The sequence below is a fragment of the Gordonia rhizosphera NBRC 16068 genome, assembly GCF_000298195.1.
Taxonomy (GTDB): Bacteria; Actinomycetota; Actinomycetes; order Mycobacteriales; family Mycobacteriaceae; genus Gordonia; species Gordonia rhizosphera.
This window is the reverse complement of record NZ_BAHC01000233.1, coordinates 35,791-56,419: the sequence shown is the minus strand read 5'-3', so window position 1 is coordinate 56,419 and position 20,629 is coordinate 35,791. Positions and strand designations below refer to the sequence as shown.

Sequence of the window (20,629 nt, the reverse complement as noted above, 5' to 3'; positions counted from 1 at the left end):
GTTCCACGCTACGTCGGCTGATCGGGTCATGTCATGAGAGATCGGTGAGAGTCCGGGGCGCGGTGAGGGTTCGCCTGGTCGGCACGGACTCCGCATCGCTACCGTGTGAATCCATGAGGGGGCACTCACGACTGGGGGTGGTGGCGGTCGTCGCTGTGCTCGGTGTCTTCGTCGCGGGCTGCGGGTCCGACGAGCAGTACACCGCGCCGGAGACATCGTTGGTGGTGCCCGCCGGGCCGGCGCTGGTGGGGGAGGTCTCGGCCGTCGGGACCGCCGACGTCGCCGTCGACGCGGGGCTGGCGCGCCCGGTGTCGGTGCGGTTCGCCGGGATCGGTGCCGCCGCTTGCGACGACGACGACGGTGACTCGGCCTTGGCCGAGGCGCTGCACCGGGTGACGCATGTCGGCGCGCTGGTCGTGGTGGCGCGGGTCGAGACCTCCGGCGAACCGGTCGATGTCATCGTCGGATATGTGTTCGGCCGAGATGCGGGCAGCACCGATCCGAGCGGACCGAGCTACAACGAGCAGATCGTGCGCGCCGGCGACGCCCGTGCCGAGCCCGAAGTCGACCGTGCGGCGGGGGCCGACGTCGCTGCACAGGCTGCCCGGGCGGCCAATGCGATGAGTCAACCGGACCGGACGCTCTACCCGCGGCTGGTGAACGCCGAGACCGAGGCGTGGTCGGCCGGGCGCGGCGCGATCGGTCCCTGCGTCCGACGTCAAGCCGACCTCGATGCCGCCGCGGCCCGGGCAGCCGCATCGACCGCGGGCGCCTCGTCGGCCTCCGTCCAGCCAACCCCGCCGACACCGCAGGCCGACGATCCTCGGACGAACAACGCCCAGGCCACGGCGCGTCGACCGCTGCCGGAGCGTGAACGCCCGATTCTGACGCGCTTCTGTCAACGCACCGAACGATGCTGACACCCGGCGGCCCCTGAGCGTCGGTGCGCTGGGGCAGCCGAGCGCAGCAGCCGCTCAGTGCAACGGTCCCGGGCAACCCCAGTCGTGGATGCCCGGTCCCGGCTTGCCGATTCCGGGCCCAGGGTCGTGGTGGAGCTTGCGGTGCGGGGGTCCGGGGCAACCCCAGTCGATGATGCCGGGGCCGGGTTTGCCGATGCCGGGGCCGGGATCGACCGCGGACGCGGTACCCGCACCGGCCATCAACGGGAGCGTTGCCATCACTCCGGCGGCGGCCACCCCCGCGAGGGTGCGGCGCAGGTTGGTGGAACGGAAGCGAGCCATGTCGAGATCTCCTTTTCGTTGGTGTCCCAACGCGATTCGCGCTGGTGACACCAACGGTCCGCTGGTAAGCGGCGGGAGACAACGGTTCTGGCGATGGCCTCACGGACCTCTCACGCTCGGCAATTCCGACCTGCGGATACCGTGCGTCGGTGAGGTTTTCGTGAGAGCTGCGGGTCAGGCCGGCATGACCTGACCGTCGTGAACCATGATCTGCTCCTCGGGCAGCGGCTTGGTCGCCGGTCCGTTGATGACGGACCCGTCGGTCACCGAGAACTTGCTGCCGTGGCACGGGCAGATGATCTCCCCGTCCGTGACGTCGCTGACCGTGCATCCCTTGTGGGTGCAGATCGCGGAGAACGCCTTGAAGTTCCCGGCGGTCGGCTGGGTGACGACGACCTTCTCGGCCTCGATGATGACGCCACCGCCGACCGGCACCGACGCCGTGTCGGTGAGCGCACCGGAGGCCGTGTTGGTCATCGACGCGTCCGTGGTGCCTTCTGACGACGACGAGTTGTCGTCCGAACCGCAGGCCGCGAGCGCTGCGGCCCCGGCGACGGCGACCGCCGCGCCGCCGAGCACACGTCGGCGGTTGATGCCGCCGGCGGGTTCGCCGTCAGGGGTGGTTGCCGAGGAGGAGGTGGCAGAGGGGTGGGACTGTGTGGTCATGGCTCTCCCGGGGTAAGGGTGACGACTGACTGATCCGTCTCAATCGTGCCAGCAAACGAGAAATCCGCAGCGTTCTCGCCGGTGAACGGTAAGAACAGCTGCGGATCTCTTCTGCGGAGGATGGGGGATTCGAACCCCCGAGGGCTGTTAACCCAACCCGCGTTCCAGGCGAGCGCCATAGGCCACTAGGCGAATCCTCCAACCTGGGCATGATAGCTGGCCGAGGCCCTCGGACCCAAAACGGCGGCGGAAAGCCCGACGACGAGCGGATTTGTCAGGACGTGGAGGGACACCGCTACACTTGACGACGGATCCCGCGCGGCGTGCATCCTGTGAACTCCCCCAGGGCCGGAAGGCAGCAAGGGTCAACGGGCTCTCTCGGGTGCGCGGGGTCCCCTAATCCACACCATCACCCGCGAGAGCGTCACCGTCTCCCTGCGACGGACATGCTGCGAGAGGTCCCGCGTTGAACTATCACTCGATGAGTGCCGACCAGCTCCGCGAAACCGGCTCCGAACTGCAGAAGCTCTACGACGTGCTGTGCGCGGCCGGTCTGAAACTCGACCTGACGCGGGGCAAGCCCGCGCCCGAGCAGCTCGACCTCTCCAACGAACTGCTCTCGCTGCCGGGCGACAAGTACCGCGACGCCGCCGGTACCGACTGCCGAAACTACGGCGGTCAGACTGGTCTGCCCGAGCTGCGGGAGATCTTCGGCGAGCTGCTCGCTGTCGACCCGAAGAATCTGCTCGCGCTCGGCAACGCCAGTCTCGAGGTGATGCACGACCTCGTGGTGTTCTCATTGCTGTCGGGCAACCCCGACTCGGCGAAGCCCTGGAGTAGCGAACCGATCAAGTTCCTGTGTCCGTCGCCGGGCTACGACCGTCATTTCGCGATCACCGAGACCTACGGCATCGAGATGATCACGGTGCCGATGCTGCCCAACGGCCCCGACGTCGACGCCTGCGCGGCGCTGACGGCCAACGACCCGAGCATCAAGGGCATGTGGGCCGTGCCCACCTACTCCAACCCGACGGGTGTCACCTTCACCGAAGAGGTCACCCGCGGACTGCTCTCGATGCCCGCCGCCGACGACTTCCGCATCATCTGGGACAACGCCTACGCCGTGCACACCCTGGTCGACGCCCCGCCGCCGCCGCTGCCGGTGCTGGACATGGCCGCAGAGGCCGGCAACCCGAACCGGGTCTATGTCCTCGGCTCGACGTCGAAGATCACCTTCGCCGGTGCCGGCGTCGCGTTCTTCGGATCGTCGAAGGAGAACGTCGACTGGTTCACCAAGCACCTCTCGTTCAAGACCATCGGCCCGGACAAGGTGAACCAGCTGCGGCACGCCATGTTCTTCGGCGACGCGGACGGTGTGCGCGCCCACATGGCTCGTCACCGCGAGATCCTGGCCCCGAAGTTCAAACTCGTCCTCGACATCCTCGACGACCGACTCGCCGCGTCCAAGGTGGCCGCGTGGTCGCACCCTGAAGGCGGCTACTTCGTCAGCCTCGACGTCATTGACGGCACCGCCCGCCGGGTCATCGAACTGGCGAAGGAGGCGGGTATCGCGCTGACCACCGCCGGTTCGGCATTCCCCTACCGGGAGGACCCGTTCGACCGCAACATTCGATTGGCGCCGACCCTCCCGTCGATCGAGGACCTCCGCGTCGCCATGGACGGAGTCGCCACCTGCGTGCTGTTGGCGGCGTCGGAGAGCCTGCTCGCGTCCCGCGATTCTTGATCCTCAGGAGTAGCGACCGTGGCAGGGTTGCGAGCGTGAAACCCGGCCGGCCAGCCCTGGTCGCGGTCGGATTCGTCATCGTCGGACTCGTCGCGATCTGGCTGCAGAACGTCGTGGTCCCGTTCACGACGCCGTTCTGGGGTCTGTTCGACAACCAGCTCGACCTCGATGTCTACCGGGCCGGTGCGCAGACCGTGATCGACGGTGGGAGCCTGTACGACGCGAAGCTGCTCGGTCAGATGGACTACACCTACGCGCCGATTTCGGCCATCCTGTTCGCGCCGTTCACCTGGGTGTCCTTCGACGTGGCCCGCATCATCTGGACCCTCGGGATCTTCGTCGCGTTGTATCTGGTGATCATGCTCGGCTTCAAGTCGCTGGGTCGTTGCGCGTCATGGCCGCTCCGGGTGATCGCGATGTCACTGGTCGCGGTGGTGATCCTGCTCGAGCCGGTGCGGACGACCATCTGGTACGGCCAGATCAACGTGTTCCTGCTGCTGCTCATCGTCGCCGACCTCACGCGCCCAGATGGCAGTCGACTCCGCGGAGTCGGTACCGGGATCGCCGCCGGTATCAAGCTCACGCCCCTGATCTTCGTGCTCTATCTGGCGTTGCTGCGGCAGTGGCGGACGATGATCGGGGTGCTCGCCGGGTTCGCGGGCACCGTCGTCATCGGCTTCGCCGTGCTGCCGAGCGAGTCGTGGTCGTACTGGACCGCCAAGCTGTTCGACTCCGACCGGGTCGGCGCACCGCAGACGGTGGGCAACCAGTCGATCCGCGGTCTGCTCGCGAACCTGATGCGCACCGACAATCCGAACACGCTGTTGTGGCTGGTGCTGGCGCTCGCCGCGCTGGCGCTGGGCATGTACGCGGCGGTACTCGCGCACCGTCACGGCCAGGAACTGCTGTCGATCAGCATCGTCGGGATGACGTCGTGCGCGGTGTCGCCGATGTCGTGGGGACATCACTGGGTGTGGATGGTTCCGCTGGTGGTGATCGCGGTGCATTTGCTGCTCACGCCGGGTCGCGCGTCGATCGAGTACGCCGCAGTCGCCCTCGGACTGTCGGCGCTGATCCTCGTCGCATTCTCGTGGCGCACCTATCTGGCGCATCCCATCTGGTTCGTCAACAAGACCGTCCCGGACGCCTACCTGATCGGGCTGTTCTTCAAGAACGGCATCGTGTGGCTGAAGTGGTTCACCTACTACCCCTACAACTTCGTGTTCCTGGGGACGGTTCTCGCGACCATCGTCGTGCTCCGGGCGCGCGAACACCACCCCGTCCGCGCCGGACAGATCTGACTTCTCGAACTCGCGACACCCGGCAGTGTCGCGCGTCTACCCTGGGCGCCACCGATGGCGGAAGGGGCTGTTGCATGTCACGAGTGGATGCACCGGAGATGGATCTCGGATCGTGGATCGCGCGACGCAGCGCGATAGGACCCGACCGGCCGGCGATCACGTATGAAGGGCGGACCCAGACGTACGCCGAGTTCTCCGACCGCGTCGACCGGATGGCCGCGGCCCTGGCCGCGGGCGGGATCAGCCCGGGCGATCGGGTCGGCTATCTCGGGCTCAACCATCCGATGTTCCTGACCGCCATGTTCGCCACCGCGCGTGCCGGCGCGACCTTCGTACCGCTGAACTTCCGGCTGACCGGCCCCGAACTCGCCTACATCCTCGGCGACGCCGGCGTGCACACGCTGTTCGCGGACACCGACCTCGCCGAACGGGTCGACTCCATCGACACCGACCTGCCCGTGCGACGTCGGGTCGCGGTCACCACCGCACCCGGCTGGGAAACGGCCGAGGACCTGATCATGCAGCATGAGCCGCTCCGCGAGCCGTATCATCCGGCGTCGTCCGAACCCGCGGTGATCATGTACACCTCCGGGACCACCGGCCGGCCGAAGGGTGCGGTGCTCTCCCACGGCAACCTGTTCTGGAACAACGTCAACGCCCTGCTCAGCTTCGACACGGTGACCGACGACGTGACCTACACCGCGGCGCCGCTGTTCCATATCGGTGGCCTCAACGTGACGACGCTGATCACCCTGCAGAAGGGCGGCCACGTCGTCTTGGCTCATGCCTTCGACCCGCAGCAGGCGCTCGCCGACATCGCGAGCCATCGGGTGACGACGATGTTCGGCGTCCCCGCGATGTTCCTGTTCATGAGCCAGGTCCCCGAGTTCGACACCGCGGACCTGTCGAGCCTGCGTTATCTGGTGTGCGGTGGTGCACCCGTGCCGGAGCCGCTGATGCGTCGCTACGCCGAGCGCGGCCTGAAGTTCGCGCAGGGATACGGTCTCACCGAGACCGCGCCGCTGGCACTGGTGATGGGGCTCGACGAGTCGGAACGCAAGATCGGCGCTGCCGGCAACAAGGTACTGCCGCTGTCGGATGTACGCCTCGTCGATGCCTCCAACACTGTCGTGCCGGTGGGGGAGCCGGGCGAGATCTGCGTGCGAGGGCCGCAGGTGATGGTCGGGTACTGGCGCAATCCGGACGCGACCGCGTCCGCCATCGACGACGACGGCTGGTTCCACACCGGCGACATAGGGCGTGAGGACGAGGACGGGTACATCTTCGTCGTCGACCGGGTCAAGGACATGGTGATCACCGGCGGCGAGAACGTCTACCCGGCCGAGGTCGAGAGCGTGCTCTACAGCCACTCGGCGGTCGCCGAGGTCGCCATCGTCGGGCTCCCCGACGAGAAGTGGGGTGAGGCGGTCACCGCAGTGGTCGCGCTCGCCCCCGACGAGAAGGTGACCCTCGAGGAGTTGCGGGAGTTCGCTGCCGATCAGCTCGCGGCCTACAAGCTGCCACTGCGGCTGGAGTTCGTCGATGCACTGCCGCGCAACCCGTCGGGCAAGGTGCTCAAATTCCAGCTGCGCAACGACTTCGGCTGAGGTCATCCACACCCGCGGACGGCGTTGGGGAGGGAGCACACCGGTCGTCGGTGGGCGCCGGTAGTCTCGTCACGTGGCTCTGTATCGCACCTATCGCCCGGCAACCTTCGCCGACGTCGTGGGCCAGGAGCACGTCACCGAGCCGTTGAGCAGGGCGCTGGACTCCGGCCGGATCAATCACGCCTACCTGTTCTCCGGGCCACGTGGCTGCGGCAAGACGTCGTCGGCGCGGATCCTGGCCCGGTCGCTGAACTGCGTGCACGGACCGACCTCCACACCGTGCGGTGAATGCGATTCCTGCACGGCGCTCGCGCCCGGCGGGGCCGGGAATCTCGACGTGATCGAACTCGACGCGGCCAGCCACGGAGGTGTCGACGATACGCGTGAGCTGCGCGACCGGGCGTTCTATGCGCCGTCGGAATCGCGCTATCGCGTGTTCATCGTCGACGAAGCGCACATGGTGACCACCGCGGGTTTCAACGCGTTGCTCAAGATCGTCGAGGAGCCGCCCGAGCACCTGATCTTCGTGTTCGCGACGACCGAACCCGAAAAGGTGCTCCCGACGATCCGTTCGCGTACCCACCACTATCCGTTCCGTCTGCTCGCACCGCCGGTGATGCGCGGGCTGCTGGAGAAGATCTGCGCCAGCGAGCACGTGACCGTCGCTCCCGACGTGTACCCGCTGGTGATCCGGGCCGGTGGCGGCTCCCCGCGTGACTCGCTGAGCATCCTCGACCAGCTCCTCGCCGGGGCGGGCGAGCAGGGCGTCACCTACGATCGCGCACTGGCGCTGCTCGGGGTCACCGATGTGGCGCTCATCGACGAGGCGATTGACGCGCTCGCGGCCGCGGACGGTTCCCGACTCTTCGGCACTGTCGAGAATGTGATCGACGCCGGACACGACCCGCGGCGATTCGCCGTCGACCTGCTGGAGCGGCTGCGCGACCTGATCCTGCTGCAGGCCGTCCCGGACGCCGCCGACCGCGGGCTGGTCGAGGCCCCGGGTGACCAGTTGGCGCGGATGCAGGCCCAGATCGAGAGGCTCGGACCCGCGACGCTGACCCGTTTCGCCGAGACCGTGCACGCCGCACTCGGTGAGATGCGTGGCACCACCTCGCCGCGGCTGCTGCTGGAGGTGATGTGCGCGCGGATGTTGCTGCCCGCGGTCTCCGCCGACGACGCAGCGCTGCTGCAGCGCCTCGAACGGCTCGAGTCAGGGGCGGTGGCTCCGGCCGGGCCCACGCGTACAGCGTCGCCGGAGATGGCGGGCGCAGCTCCGGCGGCCCGACCGCAGGCGCCGGCGAGTTCCGAACCGCCACCGAAGTATGTGCGGCGGTCGCAGCGCAAGGCCGCCGAGGCGGTGCCGGCGGAGCAGGCCCACGAGACTCCGGCGCCTGCTGCCGATACGGCTGCGCCTGCCGATAGGCCGGTTGCGGCCCCTGTTGTCGAAACGCCGGCAGCGCGTCCCGTTGCCGAGGCGCCGACGCGACCTGCCCCCGAGGCGCCCACCGCGCCTCCTGTCATCGAGACCCCGACCCCGCCCCGCGTGCCCGAGGCGCCGGCGAAACCTCTGTCGGCCGAAATCCCGTCGGCCACGACGCCCGTCGCGCCGCGGGTGGCGGGACCCCGTGGTGGTGGCACCCCGACGGCCCCGCAGCCACCGGCACGCGTGCCGGCGGATCGCCCCTCTCCGGAGGCCGAACCGGTTGTGCCGGAGGCGATCTCATCCTCGTATGACGACGTCCCGTTGCCCGAGGAGCCACCCGAGTACGACTTGCCGCCCGAGCCCGAGACCGCCAAGGCGCCACCGCGGGTCGTCGAGCCGGAACCGGAACCGGAATCATCGAACGGCCTCGACGTCGAGACGGTGCGTAAGCGGTTCCAGGATGTGCGGGCCGCCGTCCGCGAACGGTCGAAGAGCCTGGAACCGATGCTGTCCGCGGCGGCGATCCACGATCTGCAGGACGGGACCGTCGTCCTGTCTCACCCCGCCGAGGTCCTGGTGGGACGGCTGTCGGCCGCTCACGCGACCGCAATCCTCCGCGACGCCCTGCGCGACGTCTTCGCCGCCGACCTCGACGTGCGAACCGTGCATCTGGCGGCCGCCGGTGCGGCGCCGGCGACCCCGGCGAAATCCACGACGGCGCAGCAACCGCCGCAACGACGCCAGCAGTTCTCCCGGCCGAGTCGAGCGGCCGAACCGAGTGAGCAGCGGCGGGACGATTCCACCCCTTCGGTTTCCGAGACACCGCCCGAACCCGAGGACCCCGAACCGCAACAACCGCGCTCCGACGACGAGATCACCGACGCCGAGCGCGACGAGATGGTCGCCGAGGCACATTCGGGTCCGCCGGAGCGGCGGCTCGACCCCGATCAGGTCGCGCTCGATCTGCTCAAGTCGGAACTGGGCGCTCGTCCGTTGGAGTGATCGTCCGCGCCACCGCACCCGGAATATCGCCGACGGCACCCGGTTTTGCGCCGACGGCACCCGAAATATCGCTGACGGCACCCGGTTTTGCGTCGACGGCACCCGAAATATCGCCGACAGCAACCCGTTTTGCGCCGACGGCACCCGGAATATCGCTGACGGCACCCGGTTCCGCGCCGACGGCACCCGGAATATCGCTGACGGCAACCGGTTTCGCGCCGACGGCACCTAGTTCTTGCCGACAGCGTTGTCGCTGTGCGTTTCATTGAGGGCGCGCTCGGGATCGCTTCGTGGGGCCGATGATGGGGACACGTCCCTGGATATCGGGTTCCTGCTGTGAACCGACCGATCGCCCGACGAGCCTGACCATCCGGCAGCCTGGCATCCGCCGACGACCACCGTCTGGCCACTCATCGTCCTTTGGCAACTGAACAGCGTGGCAACCGTACGACGCCAGATGGTATCGCGTACCCGACGTCGCCAGACCTCTGGCGACGCGCGGTACTCGACTCCGATCCCGGGTGCCAGCAGTGCGGAACCGGTTGCTGTCGATCGGAATCCGGGTGCTCTCGTCGCTAAGTCGGTTGCTGTCGGCGATATTTCGGGTGCCATCGGCGCAAAACGGGTTGCTGTCGGCGATATTTCGGGTGCCGTCGACGCAAAACGGGTTGCTGTCGGCGATATTTCGGGTGCCGTCGACGCAATACCCGGTTGCTGTCGGCGATTCTTCGGGTGCCGTCGACGCAATACCGGTCGCCGTCGGCGCGGAACCGGGTGCTGTCGGCAGGAATCCGGGTGCTGTCGGCATGAAGTTGGGTGCTGTCGGCCGGGCCGGGGCCGGGGACTGTGTTAGGGCTGCCACCAGGGGCGCAGCGGAAGGTCGTTGCGGCCCTTGTCGTCGAGCTTGGTGGCGAGTACATGGTGCAACTGCACGATGTCGCGTTCGAAACCGATGCGGCAGCCGGCCATGTACAGACCCCACAGGCGGGCGGTGCCGTCGCCGACCTCGGCGACCGCCTCGTCCCAGTGTTCGACCAGGTTGCGGTTCCAGTCGCGCAGGGTCATCGCGTAGTGGTCGCGGATGTTCTCCTCGTGGATGACTTCCATGCCGCCGATGTCCTGCAGCTTCGAGATGATCTTGCCGGAGCCGGTGAGCTCGCCGTCGGGGAACACGTAGCGGTCGATGAACGATCCGGCGCGGCCGGACTTCCCGTTGTCGGGCCGCGTGATGCAATGGTTGAGCAGCATGCCGCCGACGCGCAGCCGGTCGCGCATGAAGGTGAAGTACGCGGGGTAGTTGCTCACCCCGATGTGCTCGGTGAGGCCGATCGAGGACACCGCGTCGAAGCCGGTCTCGGTGATGTCGCGGTAGTCGCTGTGGCGCACCTCGGCGAGGTCGGACAGACCTTCGTCGATGATGGCCTGCTGTGCCCACTCGGCCTGTTCCTTGGAGAGCGTGGCGCCGATCACCTTCACTCCGCGCCGCGCGGCATAGCGGACCATTCCGCCCCAGCCGCAACCGATGTCGAGCAGGCGGTCGCCCGGCTTGAGTCGCAGCTTCTCGAAGATGAGCCGGTACTTGTTCTCCTGCGCGGTCTCCAGTGAGGCCTCGAGGTCGGGGTATAGGGCGCAGGTGTAGGTCATCGACGGCCCGAGGACCCACTCGTAGAAGGTGTTCGAGACGTCGTAGTGGTAGTGGATGACCTCGGCGTCACGGGACCTGCTGTGGCGCAGTCCCTCCGCGAAGCGGCGCCAGCGTGGCAGCGCCTCCTGCGGTGGCGGTGCGATCGGCTTGAAGTGCTCGATGCCCAGCGACCGGGCGATCTGGGCGAGGGTGAGCGGTGAGGGCCGTTTGAATTCGAGGTCGGCGGCCAGCGCCCGCAGCGCGTGGTACGGGTCGCCGGGATGGGCGCCGATGAGCTCGAGATCACCGGAGACGTAGGCACGGGCGAGCCCGAGGTCGCCCGGTGCGGTCACCAGGTAGGTGGTGCCGCGAGAGGTCTTCAGATTCAGGCCGTACTCGGCGTCGGCCGGGCCGGCAGAACTGCCGTCGTAGGCGGTGATCCGGATGGAGAGATTCCCCCCGACCAGCGACTCGAAGATCTCGGCAAGCGTCATCTTCCGCGACGAGTCATGGGCGGAACGTGATTCGTGCGTGGTGGAGGTCGAGCTGTCCTTGAAGGTCGTCATTGTCGTTTCACCGCTTTCGAATACAGGTCCAGCAGACGACCGTTCGGGTCGTACCGCTTCTTGAGCAGCCGATAGTTCTCTCCCCCGTAGAGTTCGTCGAACTCGTCGGGTGCATAGAAGGATTCTGAGTAGAGCGACTTGTGGCCGTCGAGCTCGGCCACGGTGCGTTCGATCAGCTTGTTGGTGTGGCCGGGGTCGCCGGGGGTGACCGGCACCGCCGACCAGAACCCGATATTGACATAGGTGCGATGTGGTTCGAGCGGATACAGCGGCCACGGTCGGGCCGCGTCGGCGCCGGGCAGCGCCGGCTCCCTAAGACGCAGAGGGCACAGCCAGATCGGCTCGATCGGGACGTTGTCCAGGAACCAGTTGAGATACGCGGTGGTGTTCTCGATCGGCACCTCGATGTCCTGGACGACGCGCTCGTTGGCCGGCAGACCCTTACGGGCGTTGATCCTGTCGGCGATGTTCCAGCGGTGGTCGTAGCCGATGAGCTTCCAGTAGAAACTGCTGCGCAACAATTTCTTCGGCCAGAACCGGCGGATGCGGGGATTCTGCGCACCGAACGCGCGCGAACACCAGAACCAGTCGGTGTCCCAGCGCCACAGATAGTCACCGATGGTGAGACGATCGCGCTTCACACCGTCGGGATGCTGGATCGACCGGTAGAAGATGTCCATCCCGGTGTAATCGCTGACAGTGACATTTTTCCCGTCGCTGCGCTCGCCCAGCCCGGCCTCATCTGTCTGTCGCCCGAGTGTGAGATACGACTCATCCGCGGTGAAGACCACCCCGTCCAGGTAGTCGACACGCTCGCCGTCGTAGGTGCCGTCGGAGACGATGGTCGTCATCGTCTCCTGCAGCTCGGCGAGCCGGTGGAAGCGCACATGCCGCAGCTCGACGAACGGCGGCACCGATTCCAACTCGATCTTGAGCCGTACCGAATAGCCAAGAGTTCCATACGAATTGGGGAAACCGAAGAACAGGTCGGCATGTTCGTTCGTCGGTGTTGCGGTGATGATCTCGCCGTCGCCGGTGAGGATGTCGATCTCCAACACCGATTCGTGCGGGAGACCGTTGCGGAAAGAGGTGCTCTCGATGCCGAGGCCGGTCACCGCACCGCCCAGCGTGATCGTCTTGAGCTGCGGCACGACCTTCGGCGCCAAACCATAGGGCAGCGTGGCGGCGACGAGGTTCTCGTAGGTGCACATGCCCGCGACGTCGGCGGTCTTGGCATCCGGATCGACCGAGATCACCCGGTCCAGGCCGGACACGTCCAGGCCTGGGTTCGGATTCTCGGCACGCTTACGGAAGAGGTTGGACGTCTTCTTCGCCAACCTCACCGTCGCCCCGGGCGGTATGGCCCGGTGACTCGCCAGGAGTGTCGCGACACCCTTCTCGAATGCCGACGCCCCCATCTCCAACTGGTCGGAGCTCACTTGGCTAGCCTAAGACGTGAGTTTGTCCCCCGCCAATCAGTTCAAAAGGAGTTAGCCGTGGGTCAGGTTTCCGCAACCCAGTCGATCGAGATCGCCGCCGCCCCCGATGCGGTGGTCGCCGCGCTCGCCGACTACTCCGAGGTGCGGCCCGCGATCCTGCCCGAACAGTACCGCGATTACCAGGTGATCAGCGGTGGAAACGGCGACGGCACGCTCGTGCACTGGATTCTGCAGGCCACCTCCAAGCGGCAGCGTGACGTCAAGGCAGCCGTCTCAGTGGCCGGCTCGACCGTCACCGAGACCGACGAGAACTCGTCGATGGTGACGAAATACACTGTCGCCGGCTCCGGTTCCGGTAGTCGGGTGACCACCACCACAACCTGGAACGGCGCCGGCGGCATCGGCGGGTTCTTCGAGAAGACCTTCGCGCCCAAGGGCCTCAACCGCATCCAGGCGGCGTTGCTGGGCAACCTCAAGAAGCGTCTCGAGAGCTGAGCCGACGCCGCCCTCGCGGGGGTCTCGCCGCGCCGCTGCCGCCGCGTGACGGCGTCGACGCCACGCGCGTGGTGTTGCGGTCGGGGCCGGAACGCACCGTCGGGGAGTGTTTGCTCTCGACGCCGTCTTTGGCCGGACTGACCCTCGACGATCTGCGCGCACGAGCCGTACGCGGGGAGGTCGTCGACACGCACGGACATCCGGTGGACCTCGACGATCCGGCCCGGCTCAACACGTCGGTCTTCCTCTACCGCGACCTGCCCGACGAACCGCACATCCCGTTCGACCTGCCGATTCTCTACGCCGACGAGTCCATCGTCGTCGTCGACAAACCGCATTTCCTGGCCACCATGCCCCGAGGACGACACGTCGCCCAGACCGCGCTCGTCCGACTGCGCCGACAACTCGGCACCGACCTGGTGTCCCCTGCGCACCGGCTGGACCGGCTCACCGCGGGAGTGCTGCTGTTCACCCTGCGCCCCGAGGTGCGTTCGGCCTATCAGGAGTTGTTCGCCACCCGGCAGGTGGTCAAGGAGTACCGGGCGCTGGCCCCGATGCGTGACGACCTGACCACCCCGGTCACGGTGACCGACCGGATCGAGAAGACCGCCGGTGACCTGCGGGCGCGGGTCGTCGACGGCGAGGTCAACGCGATCAGCGAGATCACCCTCATCGACCGAAGCGGGGCCGGCGGGATCTATCGTCTCCGCCCGCACACCGGGCGCACCCATCAGCTCCGGCTACACATGGCGAGTCTGGGCGTCGGCATCGTCGGGGACCCGCTCTATCCCGACATCCGGCCCGACCTGGCCGAACGGCCCGATCACGGCGACTTCTCACAGCCGCTGCGGTTGGTCGCGTATGCGCTGGGGTTCGACGATCCGCTGACCGGGGAGGCGCGGCGGTTCGAGAGTCGTCGCAGTGTGGTCGATCCGGACGGGTGATCTCGACACGCGTCCTCGGCTGGCGCCTGGGTCGCTGCTCGATCAGCGGGGCGGGCGTGCGGCTACGCTGGCGCCATGGCCATTCAGGCGTCCTATGAACGTCACCCGGACCTGGGATGTGAGGCCGTCGTGTTCATCGACGACGAGTCGGACGCGTGTTTCCAGATCCAGCGTGATCTGGTCGGGGGACCGCACGCGGACCAGTACTGCGTGACCACCGGGTCCAGCGCTCCGATCTATGGCGGTATCGAGCAGTGGCGACACCGCGACGACCGATTCGAATTCGCGCTCACCCGTCGGGCGAGCAGGCTGTTCGGCGACGAGGTGCTCTCGTTCGTGGTGATCCCGGCCGGCGACGAGACGGTCGACGAACTTGCCGAGCATGTCGACCGGTTGCTGCGGTGACACGACGATTACCCTGGAACCCGTGACTCAACCATTCGACCCCAGCGCATTGTTCGGCGGCGGCGCCGGAGGCGACAACCCGATGGCCGGGCTGCTCGCGCAGGCGCAGCAGATGCAGGAGAAGCTGCTGTCCGCACAGAACGAGATCGCGGCGGCCGAGGTGACCGGCTCGGCTGGGAACGGCCTGGTGACGGTGACCGGCAACGGCACCGGCGAGGTGACCGCCGTGACCATCGACCCGAAGGTCGTCGACCCCGACGACGTCGAGACGCTACAGGACCTGGTCCTCGGCGCACTGAACGATCTGTCGAGCAAACGTGAGGCGCTGGCACAGGAGAAGATGGGGCCGCTCGCCGGAGGGCTCGGCGGCGGCATCCCCGGCCTCGGCCAGTAGGCCGCGATGTACGAGGGACCCATCCAGGATCTGATCGACGAGCTGGCCAAACAGCCGGGGCTCGGCCCCAAGGGTGCACAGCGGATCGCCTTTCATCTGCTCTCGGTCGAGAACAGCGAGATCGATCGGCTGATCGCGGCGCTGGGACGGGTGCGCGACGACGTCACCTTCTGCGCCGAATGCGGCAACGTGTCGGCGAACCGGCTGTGCCGGATCTGCTCGGACGCCCGCCGGGACGCGACGAAGATCTGCGTCGTCGAGGAACCGAAGGACGTGCACGCGATCGAACGGACCAAGGAGTTCGACGGCCGCTACCACGTGCTCGGGGGAGCGCTGGACCCGTTGTCGGGGATCGGGCCCGACCAGCTGCGCATCCGGGAACTCCTTCGGCGGCTCGCCAACCAAACCGACGGCGTCGATGTCACCGAGGTGATCGTGGCCACCGACCCGAATACCGAGGGCGAGGCCACCGCGACGTATCTGTTACGCATGCTCAAGGATTTCCCCGGCCTGTCGGTGACCCGACTCGCTTCCGGGTTGCCGATGGGCGGCGACCTCGAGTTCGCGGACGAACTCACCCTGGGACGTGCGCTCTCGGGGCGTCGGATTCTGGCTTAGCGCATCACCCTCGTACCGCGATGACTGCGACAGAAAGACCCGTGACGAGTCCGGGACGCACACGCATCCGTCGGCTGCTCGCGGCCGTGGTGACGATCGGAGCGGTTCTCGGTGTGCTGACGGCGCCGTCGGCCGCCGATGCCTCACCCGCCCAGACGCTGCGCTGGGGCGCCTGCCCACCGATCCACGGTGCCGGTCCCGACGTTCGATGTGCGACCGTGCGGGTTCCCCGCGACTATGCCGATCCCACCGGGCCGTCGATCGACATCCTGGTCAGTCGCCTCCCAGCGCGCGATCCCGGTCGTCGGCGGGGCGTGCTCATCGGCAACCCGGGTGGGCCCGGGGGTGACGCCATCGCCATGTTCTCGGCGCTGCCGCTGCCGGACGCGATGCGCGACGAGTGGGATCTCGTCGCCGTACAGCCGCGGGGATTGCTGTCCTCCACCCCGGTCGAATGCGCCCCCGTCCAGGAATCCGACACGCTCGCCGCGATCACCGCCGCCGGTGCGCTGAACCGCGAGCGGTGCGACAAGTCCCGGCCCGGCTACGTCCGCACCATCACGACCGAAAACACCGCCCGCGACATCGAATGGGTCCGCCGGCTGCTCGGTGTCGACAAGGTCAGCTTGTATGGGATCTCCTACGGCACGCTGCTGATGTCCACGTACGCGACACTTTTTCCGCGCCACACCGACCGCCTCGTGCTCGACTCCGGTGTCGACCCGTCATGGATCTGGAACGACGTGCTGGCGTCACAGACCGATGGCTACAAGCGCCGTGTCCACGAGATGATGGCGTGGATTGCGCAGCACGACAACATCTATCATCTCGGCACCACCCCGCTTGCGGTCTACCGGGCGTGGAGTGCGAAGGTCACCGAGGAGTCCGGTGTGCCGCCGTCACTCGCGGCGCCGCCCGCACAGGTGGCCGACGTACCGCCCGGACTGCGAGCAGTTGCGCAGCAGTACATCGCCGGTGCGAATCTCACCGCCGAAGCCCGTGCCGGGGTGGAGAACCTGATCGCGACATTGCTGGTTCCCGGTGGCAACCAAGCGACGTCGTCGTTGCTGGGCCTGACCCGCCTGGCCGCGCCGGACCGCAACGCCTGGCCCCTGGTCGCGATGCGGACCAACGGCCGCGCCACACCGCCCGCCAAGATATCGCCACAGCTGATCAAGATCCTGACCAACCTGCAGCAGATGCAGAACCTGATCATGTGCAACGAGAATCAGGTCCCGGCGCAACCTGCGCAGATCCCCGCGGCGGTCTACGCGGACTTCGTCGTCGGTGATGTGTTCGACGCCCCCGGGCTCTACTACGCGTCGGGGCTGGCGTGCGCGGGTGCGCCACCGGTGGTTCGGCCGGTGACGCTGTCGAATCGGGGACTTGCCGTGCAGCCGTTGCAGATCCAGAGTCTCGGAGATCCGCAGACCCCGTACCGCGGCGGCCTCGCGATGCAGCGGGTGATGCGCAGTCGGCTCATCACCGTGGGTGGGGGTGACCACGCGCAACTGGGTCGGCACAATGCTCCGCTGGACCGCGCGATCGTCGAGTACCTACGTACGGGCCGGACGGCGGTGCGATCGGTTCCCCAGGCACCGATCACCGCCTCGCTCACCACACCGCCACCACGGACCGGTATCGGATTGGGTCGATGATCGACTCCACCGTGGACGCCCGGTTGGACCGGCTGGCGGCCGAGATGGAGACCGGCATCGTCGCCATCGATGGGCCTTCCGGTGCCGGCAAGTCCACCGTCGCCGATGCGCTGGTGGACCGGCTGCGGGAGCGGGGCATCGGCGTGCAGTTGATCCGCACCGACGACTTCGCCACCTGGGACAACCCCGTCGCCTGGTGGCCGGAGCTGGAAACCGATGTGCTGCAGGCCTTCATCCGACGCCACGACTACCGCTACCGGCCGATGGTCTGGCGCGACGGTGTGCCCGAGCCGGGCCGCCCGGTGTGGCTGCGATGGGAGCCGTTGCTGATCATCGAGGGTGTGTCGTCGGCGCGCCGGCGGATCGCGCCGCGGCTCAGCCATTCGCTGTGGCTCGATGGCGGAACCGCCGCGGAACGACTTGAACGGTCGGTTGCCCGCGACGGCGAGGAGTCCCGCCCGATGCTCGAGCGGTGGCAGCGGTTCGAACGTGGCTGGTTCGCGGTGGACCGTACCCGTGACCGGTGTCGCGTGTTGGACTGATCGAGCGATTCCCGGCGCTACCGTGGGTTGTGTCCTACCGCACCATCGCAGCTCTCGACGCCGACCTCGTCGACTGTCGGGCGTGCCCCCGACTGGTGGCGTGGCGCGAGCAGGTGGCTCACGAGAAGCGCGCCGCCTTCGCCGACCAGACCTACTGGGGACGCCCGGTGCCGGGTTTCGGCCCCGACGATGCGCGGGTGGTGATCCTGGGACTGGCCCCCGCCGCCCATGGTGGAAATCGCACCGGTCGCATGTTCACCGGGGACCAGAGCGGCGACGTCTTATTCCGTGCTCTGTACGACACGGGTCTGGCGAGTCAGCCGACCGTCGTGTCGGCCGACGACGGCACCGAACTGTATGGGGTACGGATGACCGCGCCGGTACATTGCGCGCCGCCACAGAACAAGCCGACCGTCGCCGAGCGGGATCGCTGCGCACGGTGGCTCGACGCCGAGCTCGAGTTGCTGATGCCCACGCTGCGGTCGGTGGTGGTGCTCGGTGCGTTCGGCTGGCAGGCCGGGCTGCGGGCCTTCGCCGACTTGGGCTGGGAAGTCGGACGGCCACGGCCGAAATTCGCCCACGGCGCGCGAACGGTGATCCGCCGGGATCACCGCGAACTCACCGTCTTCGCTAGTTATCATGTGAGCCAACACAATACGTTCACCGGTCGGCTCACCCCGGACATGCTCGTCGAGGTACTGACGGCTGCGGCCGAGAATGCGGGATTGGCGAGATGAATCTGAATGTGTTCGTGCGCTGGCTCGGCCAGGGCCCGGAGAGGCGGTGCCGATGCGGCCATCGTCGGGACGCCCATCTGCATTCCGGGCCCGGTACCGAGTGCTCGATCTGCGGGTCGGAGAAGTGTCCCCGGTTCCACGCCGCGATCTTCACCCGGGCATGATCAACCCCGACGTCCGGCGGCGAGCCGCTCCTTACGCAGCCGGTCGACCTCCGGAAGGTCCAGAGGGGCAAGCGAATCGGAACCCATCGCCCGGGCGAGCAGGTAGTCGGCGAGTTCCGGGTTGCGGGCCAGTGCCGGTCCGTGCATGTAGGTTCCGATGACCGATCCCGCGACGACGCCCTCGGTGCCGTCGCCGACGCCGTTGCCGACGCCGTGCCGTACGCGGCCCAGTGGCGACGCATCCGGGCCGAGTTTGCTTCCGCCGCGGTGGTTTTCGAACCCGCTCAGCGGCTGGGTGAGTCCGGGTAGCACCGGGTCGGTGACCAGTTCGCCGATGGCCCGCTTCTCCTGCGGGGAGGTGGTCAGGTCGAACAGCGAGATCCCGTCCACCCGTTCACCCGCCGACGTCTCGTACCAGTGTCCGAGCACCTGAATGGCCGCGCAGATGGCAAGCACCGGACGTCCGGCGGCCGCCGCTCGCTGCAGGCCCGGATACCGGGTGAGGTGGCGGGTGGCGAGTCGCTGTGCGTAGTCCTCGGCGCCGCCGAGTGTGTAGACGTCGAGGGAATCAGGCACCTCGTCGTCGAGGGTGATCTGCATGATCTCGGCGTCGATGCCCCGCATGCGGGCCCGTTGCCGCAGGATCAGGGCGTTGCCGCCGTCGCCGTAGGTGCCCATCACGTCGGGGAGCACCAACCCGATCCGCAGGGTGGACTCGCTCATCGCCGCGCCTGCTCGGCCCGCTCCAGCGCGATCCCGAGATCGCGGAACGCGGTGTAGTTGGCGAGCACCTCGACTCGTCCCGGCGGGCACGACGCGATCGCCTTCATCGGATCCGGGATGGTGGTGTGTTCGGCACCGGCATAGAGCAGCCGCACCGACAGATCGGCGGCGCGCTCACCCGCGGCGACCACCTGCATGGTCTCGAACGCCTCGAACCGCACATCCCACAGCCAGGAGAGGTCCTCGCCGTCGGGGACCTGCCCGTTGACCGCGATGACCAGGCCGTCCGCGTCCTGGTCGATCATCGACAGTGCTTCCTGCCACCCGGCCGGATTCTTGGCCAGCAGGGTGCGCACCGAGTGGTTGCCGACCTGGTGGATGCCGTAGCGTCCGGCGACCTCGCCGACGGTGCCCACCGCGGCCACCGCCTTGGCCGGATCGGCACCCATCGCGACGGCCGCGGCGACCGCCTGAGCGGCGTTCCCGCGGTTGGCGCGACCCGGGACCGAGAGGGTCATCGGCGCACAGAATCCGTCGGGACCGTGAAGGTTCTCGTCGTCGAACCACCAGTCCGGAGTGGGACGGCGGAAGGTCTCGTCACCGCTGGAGAACCAGTCCTCACCGGACCGGATGATCGGTTCCCCGGTGCGTGGGCAGCTCACCGAGTCGCCGACCCAGCCGCCGCCGGCGGCCACCCAGATCACGGTCGGCGCGTCGAACGCGGCCGATGCGACCAGTACGTCGTCGCAATTGGCGACGATCGTCGCCGACGGATGACGCGCGATGCCCTCGCGGAGCCGTCGTTCGATCATGTTGATCTCGCCGACGCGGTCGAGCTGATCTCGCGACAGATTCAGCAGCACGATCACCTCGGGGCCGACGGCGTCGCTGACGTGCGGAACGTGCAGTTCGTCGACCTCGAGCGCGCAGATCGGCGCCGACCGCTCCATGCTGAGCGTGGCGATGATGCCGGCATCCATGTTGGCGCCATCGGCCTGCGTCGCGACCGCCCCGAGTTCGGTGAGGGCCGCGGCGGTCATGCGGGTCGTCGTCGACTTCCCATTGGTTCCGGTCACCAGGGCGGTACGTTTCCCGGCGGCGAGGCGGCTCATGATGTCCGGGTCGATCTTCGCGGCGATCAGCCCGCCGATCATCGACCCCTTGCCACGGCCGGTCGCGCGTGATGCCCAGCGCGCCGCGGAGGCGGCCGTCAGCGCGGCTTTCGTGCGCATCGGTGTTCTCACGCGGTCGGACATGCAGAGAGTCTGACACAAGCCGTCTTCGGCAGCGCGACGGTGCGCTTCGGGTAGGCTCGCGGCCGTGAGCCAGGCCA

The 20,629-nt window shown here is 67.8% G+C and carries 19 protein-coding genes, 1 tRNA gene and 1 other RNA gene; 14 read left to right on the top strand and 7 right to left on the bottom strand.

Annotation, left to right across the window (positions count from 1 at the left end; translation table 11 throughout):
- The first annotated feature begins 113 nt into the window (after window positions 1-113).
- Window positions 114-920 (top strand): hypothetical protein, encoded by an 807-nt coding sequence (locus GORHZ_RS27555; protein WP_157205380.1) that lies wholly within the window; start codon window positions 114-116, stop codon window positions 918-920.
- 54 nt (window positions 921-974) lie between these two features.
- Here the strand turns inward: GORHZ_RS27555 and GORHZ_RS27550 are convergent, their stop codons facing one another.
- The 3 genes from GORHZ_RS27550 to GORHZ_RS27540 form a co-directional block, all read right to left on the bottom strand.
- A complete protein-coding gene (locus GORHZ_RS27550; protein WP_006339078.1) occupies window positions 975-1,241 on the bottom strand; it encodes a hypothetical protein in 267 nt (88 codons plus the stop codon).
- Between the two features lie 174 nt (window positions 1,242-1,415).
- Window positions 1,416-1,907, bottom strand: a complete 492-nt coding sequence (locus GORHZ_RS27545) for a Rieske (2Fe-2S) protein (RefSeq protein ID WP_006339076.1) — start codon at window positions 1,905-1,907, stop codon at window positions 1,416-1,418.
- Between the two features lie 114 nt (window positions 1,908-2,021).
- Window positions 2,022-2,107, bottom strand: a tRNA-Ser gene (locus GORHZ_RS27540).
- Window positions 2,108-2,213: 106 nt separating this feature from the next.
- Between GORHZ_RS27540 and ffs the strand changes: the two genes are divergently transcribed.
- The 5 genes from ffs (at window position 2,214) to GORHZ_RS27520 (ending at window position 8,987) form a co-directional block, all read left to right on the top strand.
- Window positions 2,214-2,308: signal recognition particle sRNA small type (gene ffs, locus GORHZ_RS30450), an RNA gene on the top strand.
- 65 nt (window positions 2,309-2,373) lie between these two features.
- A complete protein-coding gene (locus GORHZ_RS27535; RefSeq protein WP_006339075.1) occupies window positions 2,374-3,651 on the top strand; it encodes an aspartate aminotransferase type Ic in 1,278 nt (425 codons plus the stop codon).
- A gap of 35 nt (window positions 3,652-3,686) precedes the next feature.
- The gene (locus GORHZ_RS27530; protein WP_006339073.1) at window positions 3,687-4,952 is read left to right on the top strand and encodes a glycosyltransferase 87 family protein; all 1,266 of its coding nucleotides are present in this window, start codon (window positions 3,687-3,689) and stop codon (window positions 4,950-4,952) included.
- 98 nt (window positions 4,953-5,050) lie between these two features.
- A complete protein-coding gene (locus GORHZ_RS27525) occupies window positions 5,051-6,559 on the top strand; it encodes an acyl-CoA synthetase (protein WP_006339071.1) in 1,509 nt (502 codons plus the stop codon).
- A gap of 73 nt (window positions 6,560-6,632) precedes the next feature.
- On the top strand, window positions 6,633-8,987 hold the full coding sequence (locus GORHZ_RS27520) for a DNA polymerase III subunit gamma and tau (RefSeq protein WP_006339065.1): 2,355 nt from the start codon (window positions 6,633-6,635) through the stop codon (window positions 8,985-8,987).
- An 849-nt stretch (window positions 8,988-9,836) separates the two neighbouring features.
- Here GORHZ_RS27520 and GORHZ_RS27515 read toward each other — a convergent pair.
- Window positions 9,837-11,177, bottom strand: a complete 1,341-nt coding sequence (locus tag GORHZ_RS27515) for a class I SAM-dependent methyltransferase (RefSeq protein WP_006339063.1) — start codon at window positions 11,175-11,177, stop codon at window positions 9,837-9,839.
- Entirely contained in the window at window positions 11,174-12,595 is a 1,422-nt protein-coding gene (locus GORHZ_RS27510; protein ID WP_040533834.1) for an FAD-binding oxidoreductase, read from the bottom strand. Before GORHZ_RS27510 ends, GORHZ_RS27515 begins: the two co-directional genes overlap by 4 nt.
- Before the next feature lie 78 nt (window positions 12,596-12,673).
- On the opposite strand from GORHZ_RS27510, the gene GORHZ_RS27505 reads away from it, so the two are divergent.
- The 8 genes from GORHZ_RS27505 to GORHZ_RS27470 all read left to right on the top strand — a co-directional run bounded on the left by GORHZ_RS27505 (window position 12,674) and on the right by GORHZ_RS27470 (window position 18,409).
- Entirely contained in the window at window positions 12,674-13,111 is a 438-nt protein-coding gene (locus GORHZ_RS27505) for an SRPBCC family protein (RefSeq protein ID WP_006339060.1), read from the top strand.
- A gap of 35 nt (window positions 13,112-13,146) precedes the next feature.
- Entirely contained in the window at window positions 13,147-14,055 is a 909-nt protein-coding gene (locus GORHZ_RS27500) for a pseudouridine synthase (protein WP_373279640.1), read from the top strand.
- Window positions 14,056-14,130: 75 nt separating this feature from the next.
- On the top strand, window positions 14,131-14,460 hold the full coding sequence (locus tag GORHZ_RS27495) for an Imm10 family immunity protein (protein ID WP_006339058.1): 330 nt from the start codon (window positions 14,131-14,133) through the stop codon (window positions 14,458-14,460).
- Complete coding sequence (locus GORHZ_RS27490) at window positions 14,438-14,854, top strand: YbaB/EbfC family nucleoid-associated protein (RefSeq protein ID WP_006339054.1); 417 nt, start codon at window positions 14,438-14,440, stop codon at window positions 14,852-14,854. Before GORHZ_RS27495 ends, GORHZ_RS27490 begins: the two co-directional genes overlap by 23 nt.
- A 6-nt stretch (window positions 14,855-14,860) precedes the next feature.
- The gene (gene recR / locus GORHZ_RS27485; protein ID WP_006339051.1) at window positions 14,861-15,472 is read left to right on the top strand and encodes a recombination mediator RecR; all 612 of its coding nucleotides are present in this window, start codon (window positions 14,861-14,863) and stop codon (window positions 15,470-15,472) included.
- 41 nt (window positions 15,473-15,513) lie between these two features.
- Complete coding sequence (locus GORHZ_RS27480) at window positions 15,514-17,130, top strand: alpha/beta fold hydrolase (protein WP_006339049.1); 1,617 nt, start codon at window positions 15,514-15,516, stop codon at window positions 17,128-17,130.
- Window positions 17,127-17,672 carry a uridine kinase family protein gene (locus tag GORHZ_RS27475; protein ID WP_006339047.1) on the top strand — a complete coding sequence of 182 codons (546 nt, stop codon included), beginning with the start codon at window positions 17,127-17,129 and terminating at the stop codon, window positions 17,670-17,672. Before GORHZ_RS27480 ends, GORHZ_RS27475 begins: the two co-directional genes overlap by 4 nt.
- A 29-nt stretch (window positions 17,673-17,701) precedes the next feature.
- Complete coding sequence (locus GORHZ_RS27470) at window positions 17,702-18,409, top strand: uracil-DNA glycosylase (protein WP_040533832.1); 708 nt, start codon at window positions 17,702-17,704, stop codon at window positions 18,407-18,409.
- Between the two features lie 164 nt (window positions 18,410-18,573).
- Here GORHZ_RS27470 and GORHZ_RS27465 read toward each other — a convergent pair whose 3' ends face one another.
- Window positions 18,574-19,296 (bottom strand): type 1 glutamine amidotransferase, encoded by a 723-nt coding sequence (locus GORHZ_RS27465; protein WP_006339036.1) that lies wholly within the window; start codon window positions 19,294-19,296, stop codon window positions 18,574-18,576.
- Entirely contained in the window at window positions 19,293-20,552 is a 1,260-nt protein-coding gene (locus GORHZ_RS27460) for a MurT ligase domain-containing protein (protein WP_006339033.1), read from the bottom strand. The genes GORHZ_RS27465 and GORHZ_RS27460 overlap by 4 nt, the downstream gene beginning before the upstream one ends.
- Between the last annotated feature and the right edge of the window lie 77 nt (window positions 20,553-20,629).

Excerpts from the sequence above, each read along its gene's own strand:
- GORHZ_RS27555 (WP_157205380.1), top strand. The coding sequence starts at position 114 with ATGAGGGGGCACTCACGACTGGGGGTGGTGGCGGTCGTCGCTGTGCTC.
- GORHZ_RS27550 (WP_006339078.1), bottom strand. The coding sequence starts at position 1,241 with ATGGCTCGCTTCCGTTCCACCAACCTGCGCCGCACCCTCGCGGGGGTG.
- GORHZ_RS27545 (WP_006339076.1), bottom strand. The coding sequence starts at position 1,907 with ATGACCACACAGTCCCACCCCTCTGCCACCTCCTCCTCGGCAACCACC.
- GORHZ_RS27525 (WP_006339071.1), top strand. The coding sequence starts at position 5,051 with ATGGATCTCGGATCGTGGATCGCGCGACGCAGCGCGATAGGACCCGAC.
- GORHZ_RS27515 (WP_006339063.1), bottom strand. The coding sequence starts at position 11,177 with ATGACGACCTTCAAGGACAGCTCGACCTCCACCACGCACGAATCACGT.
- GORHZ_RS27510 (WP_040533834.1), bottom strand. The coding sequence starts at position 12,595 with ATGGGGGCGTCGGCATTCGAGAAGGGTGTCGCGACACTCCTGGCGAGT.
- GORHZ_RS27495 (WP_006339058.1), top strand. The coding sequence starts at position 14,131 with ATGGCCATTCAGGCGTCCTATGAACGTCACCCGGACCTGGGATGTGAG.
- GORHZ_RS27490 (WP_006339054.1), top strand. The coding sequence starts at position 14,438 with ATGTCGACCGGTTGCTGCGGTGACACGACGATTACCCTGGAACCCGTG.
- recR (WP_006339051.1), top strand. The coding sequence starts at position 14,861 with ATGTACGAGGGACCCATCCAGGATCTGATCGACGAGCTGGCCAAACAG.
- GORHZ_RS27475 (WP_006339047.1), top strand. The coding sequence starts at position 17,127 with ATGATCGACTCCACCGTGGACGCCCGGTTGGACCGGCTGGCGGCCGAG.
- GORHZ_RS27465 (WP_006339036.1), bottom strand. The coding sequence starts at position 19,296 with ATGAGCGAGTCCACCCTGCGGATCGGGTTGGTGCTCCCCGACGTGATG.
- GORHZ_RS27460 (WP_006339033.1), bottom strand. The coding sequence starts at position 20,552 with ATGTCCGACCGCGTGAGAACACCGATGCGCACGAAAGCCGCGCTGACG.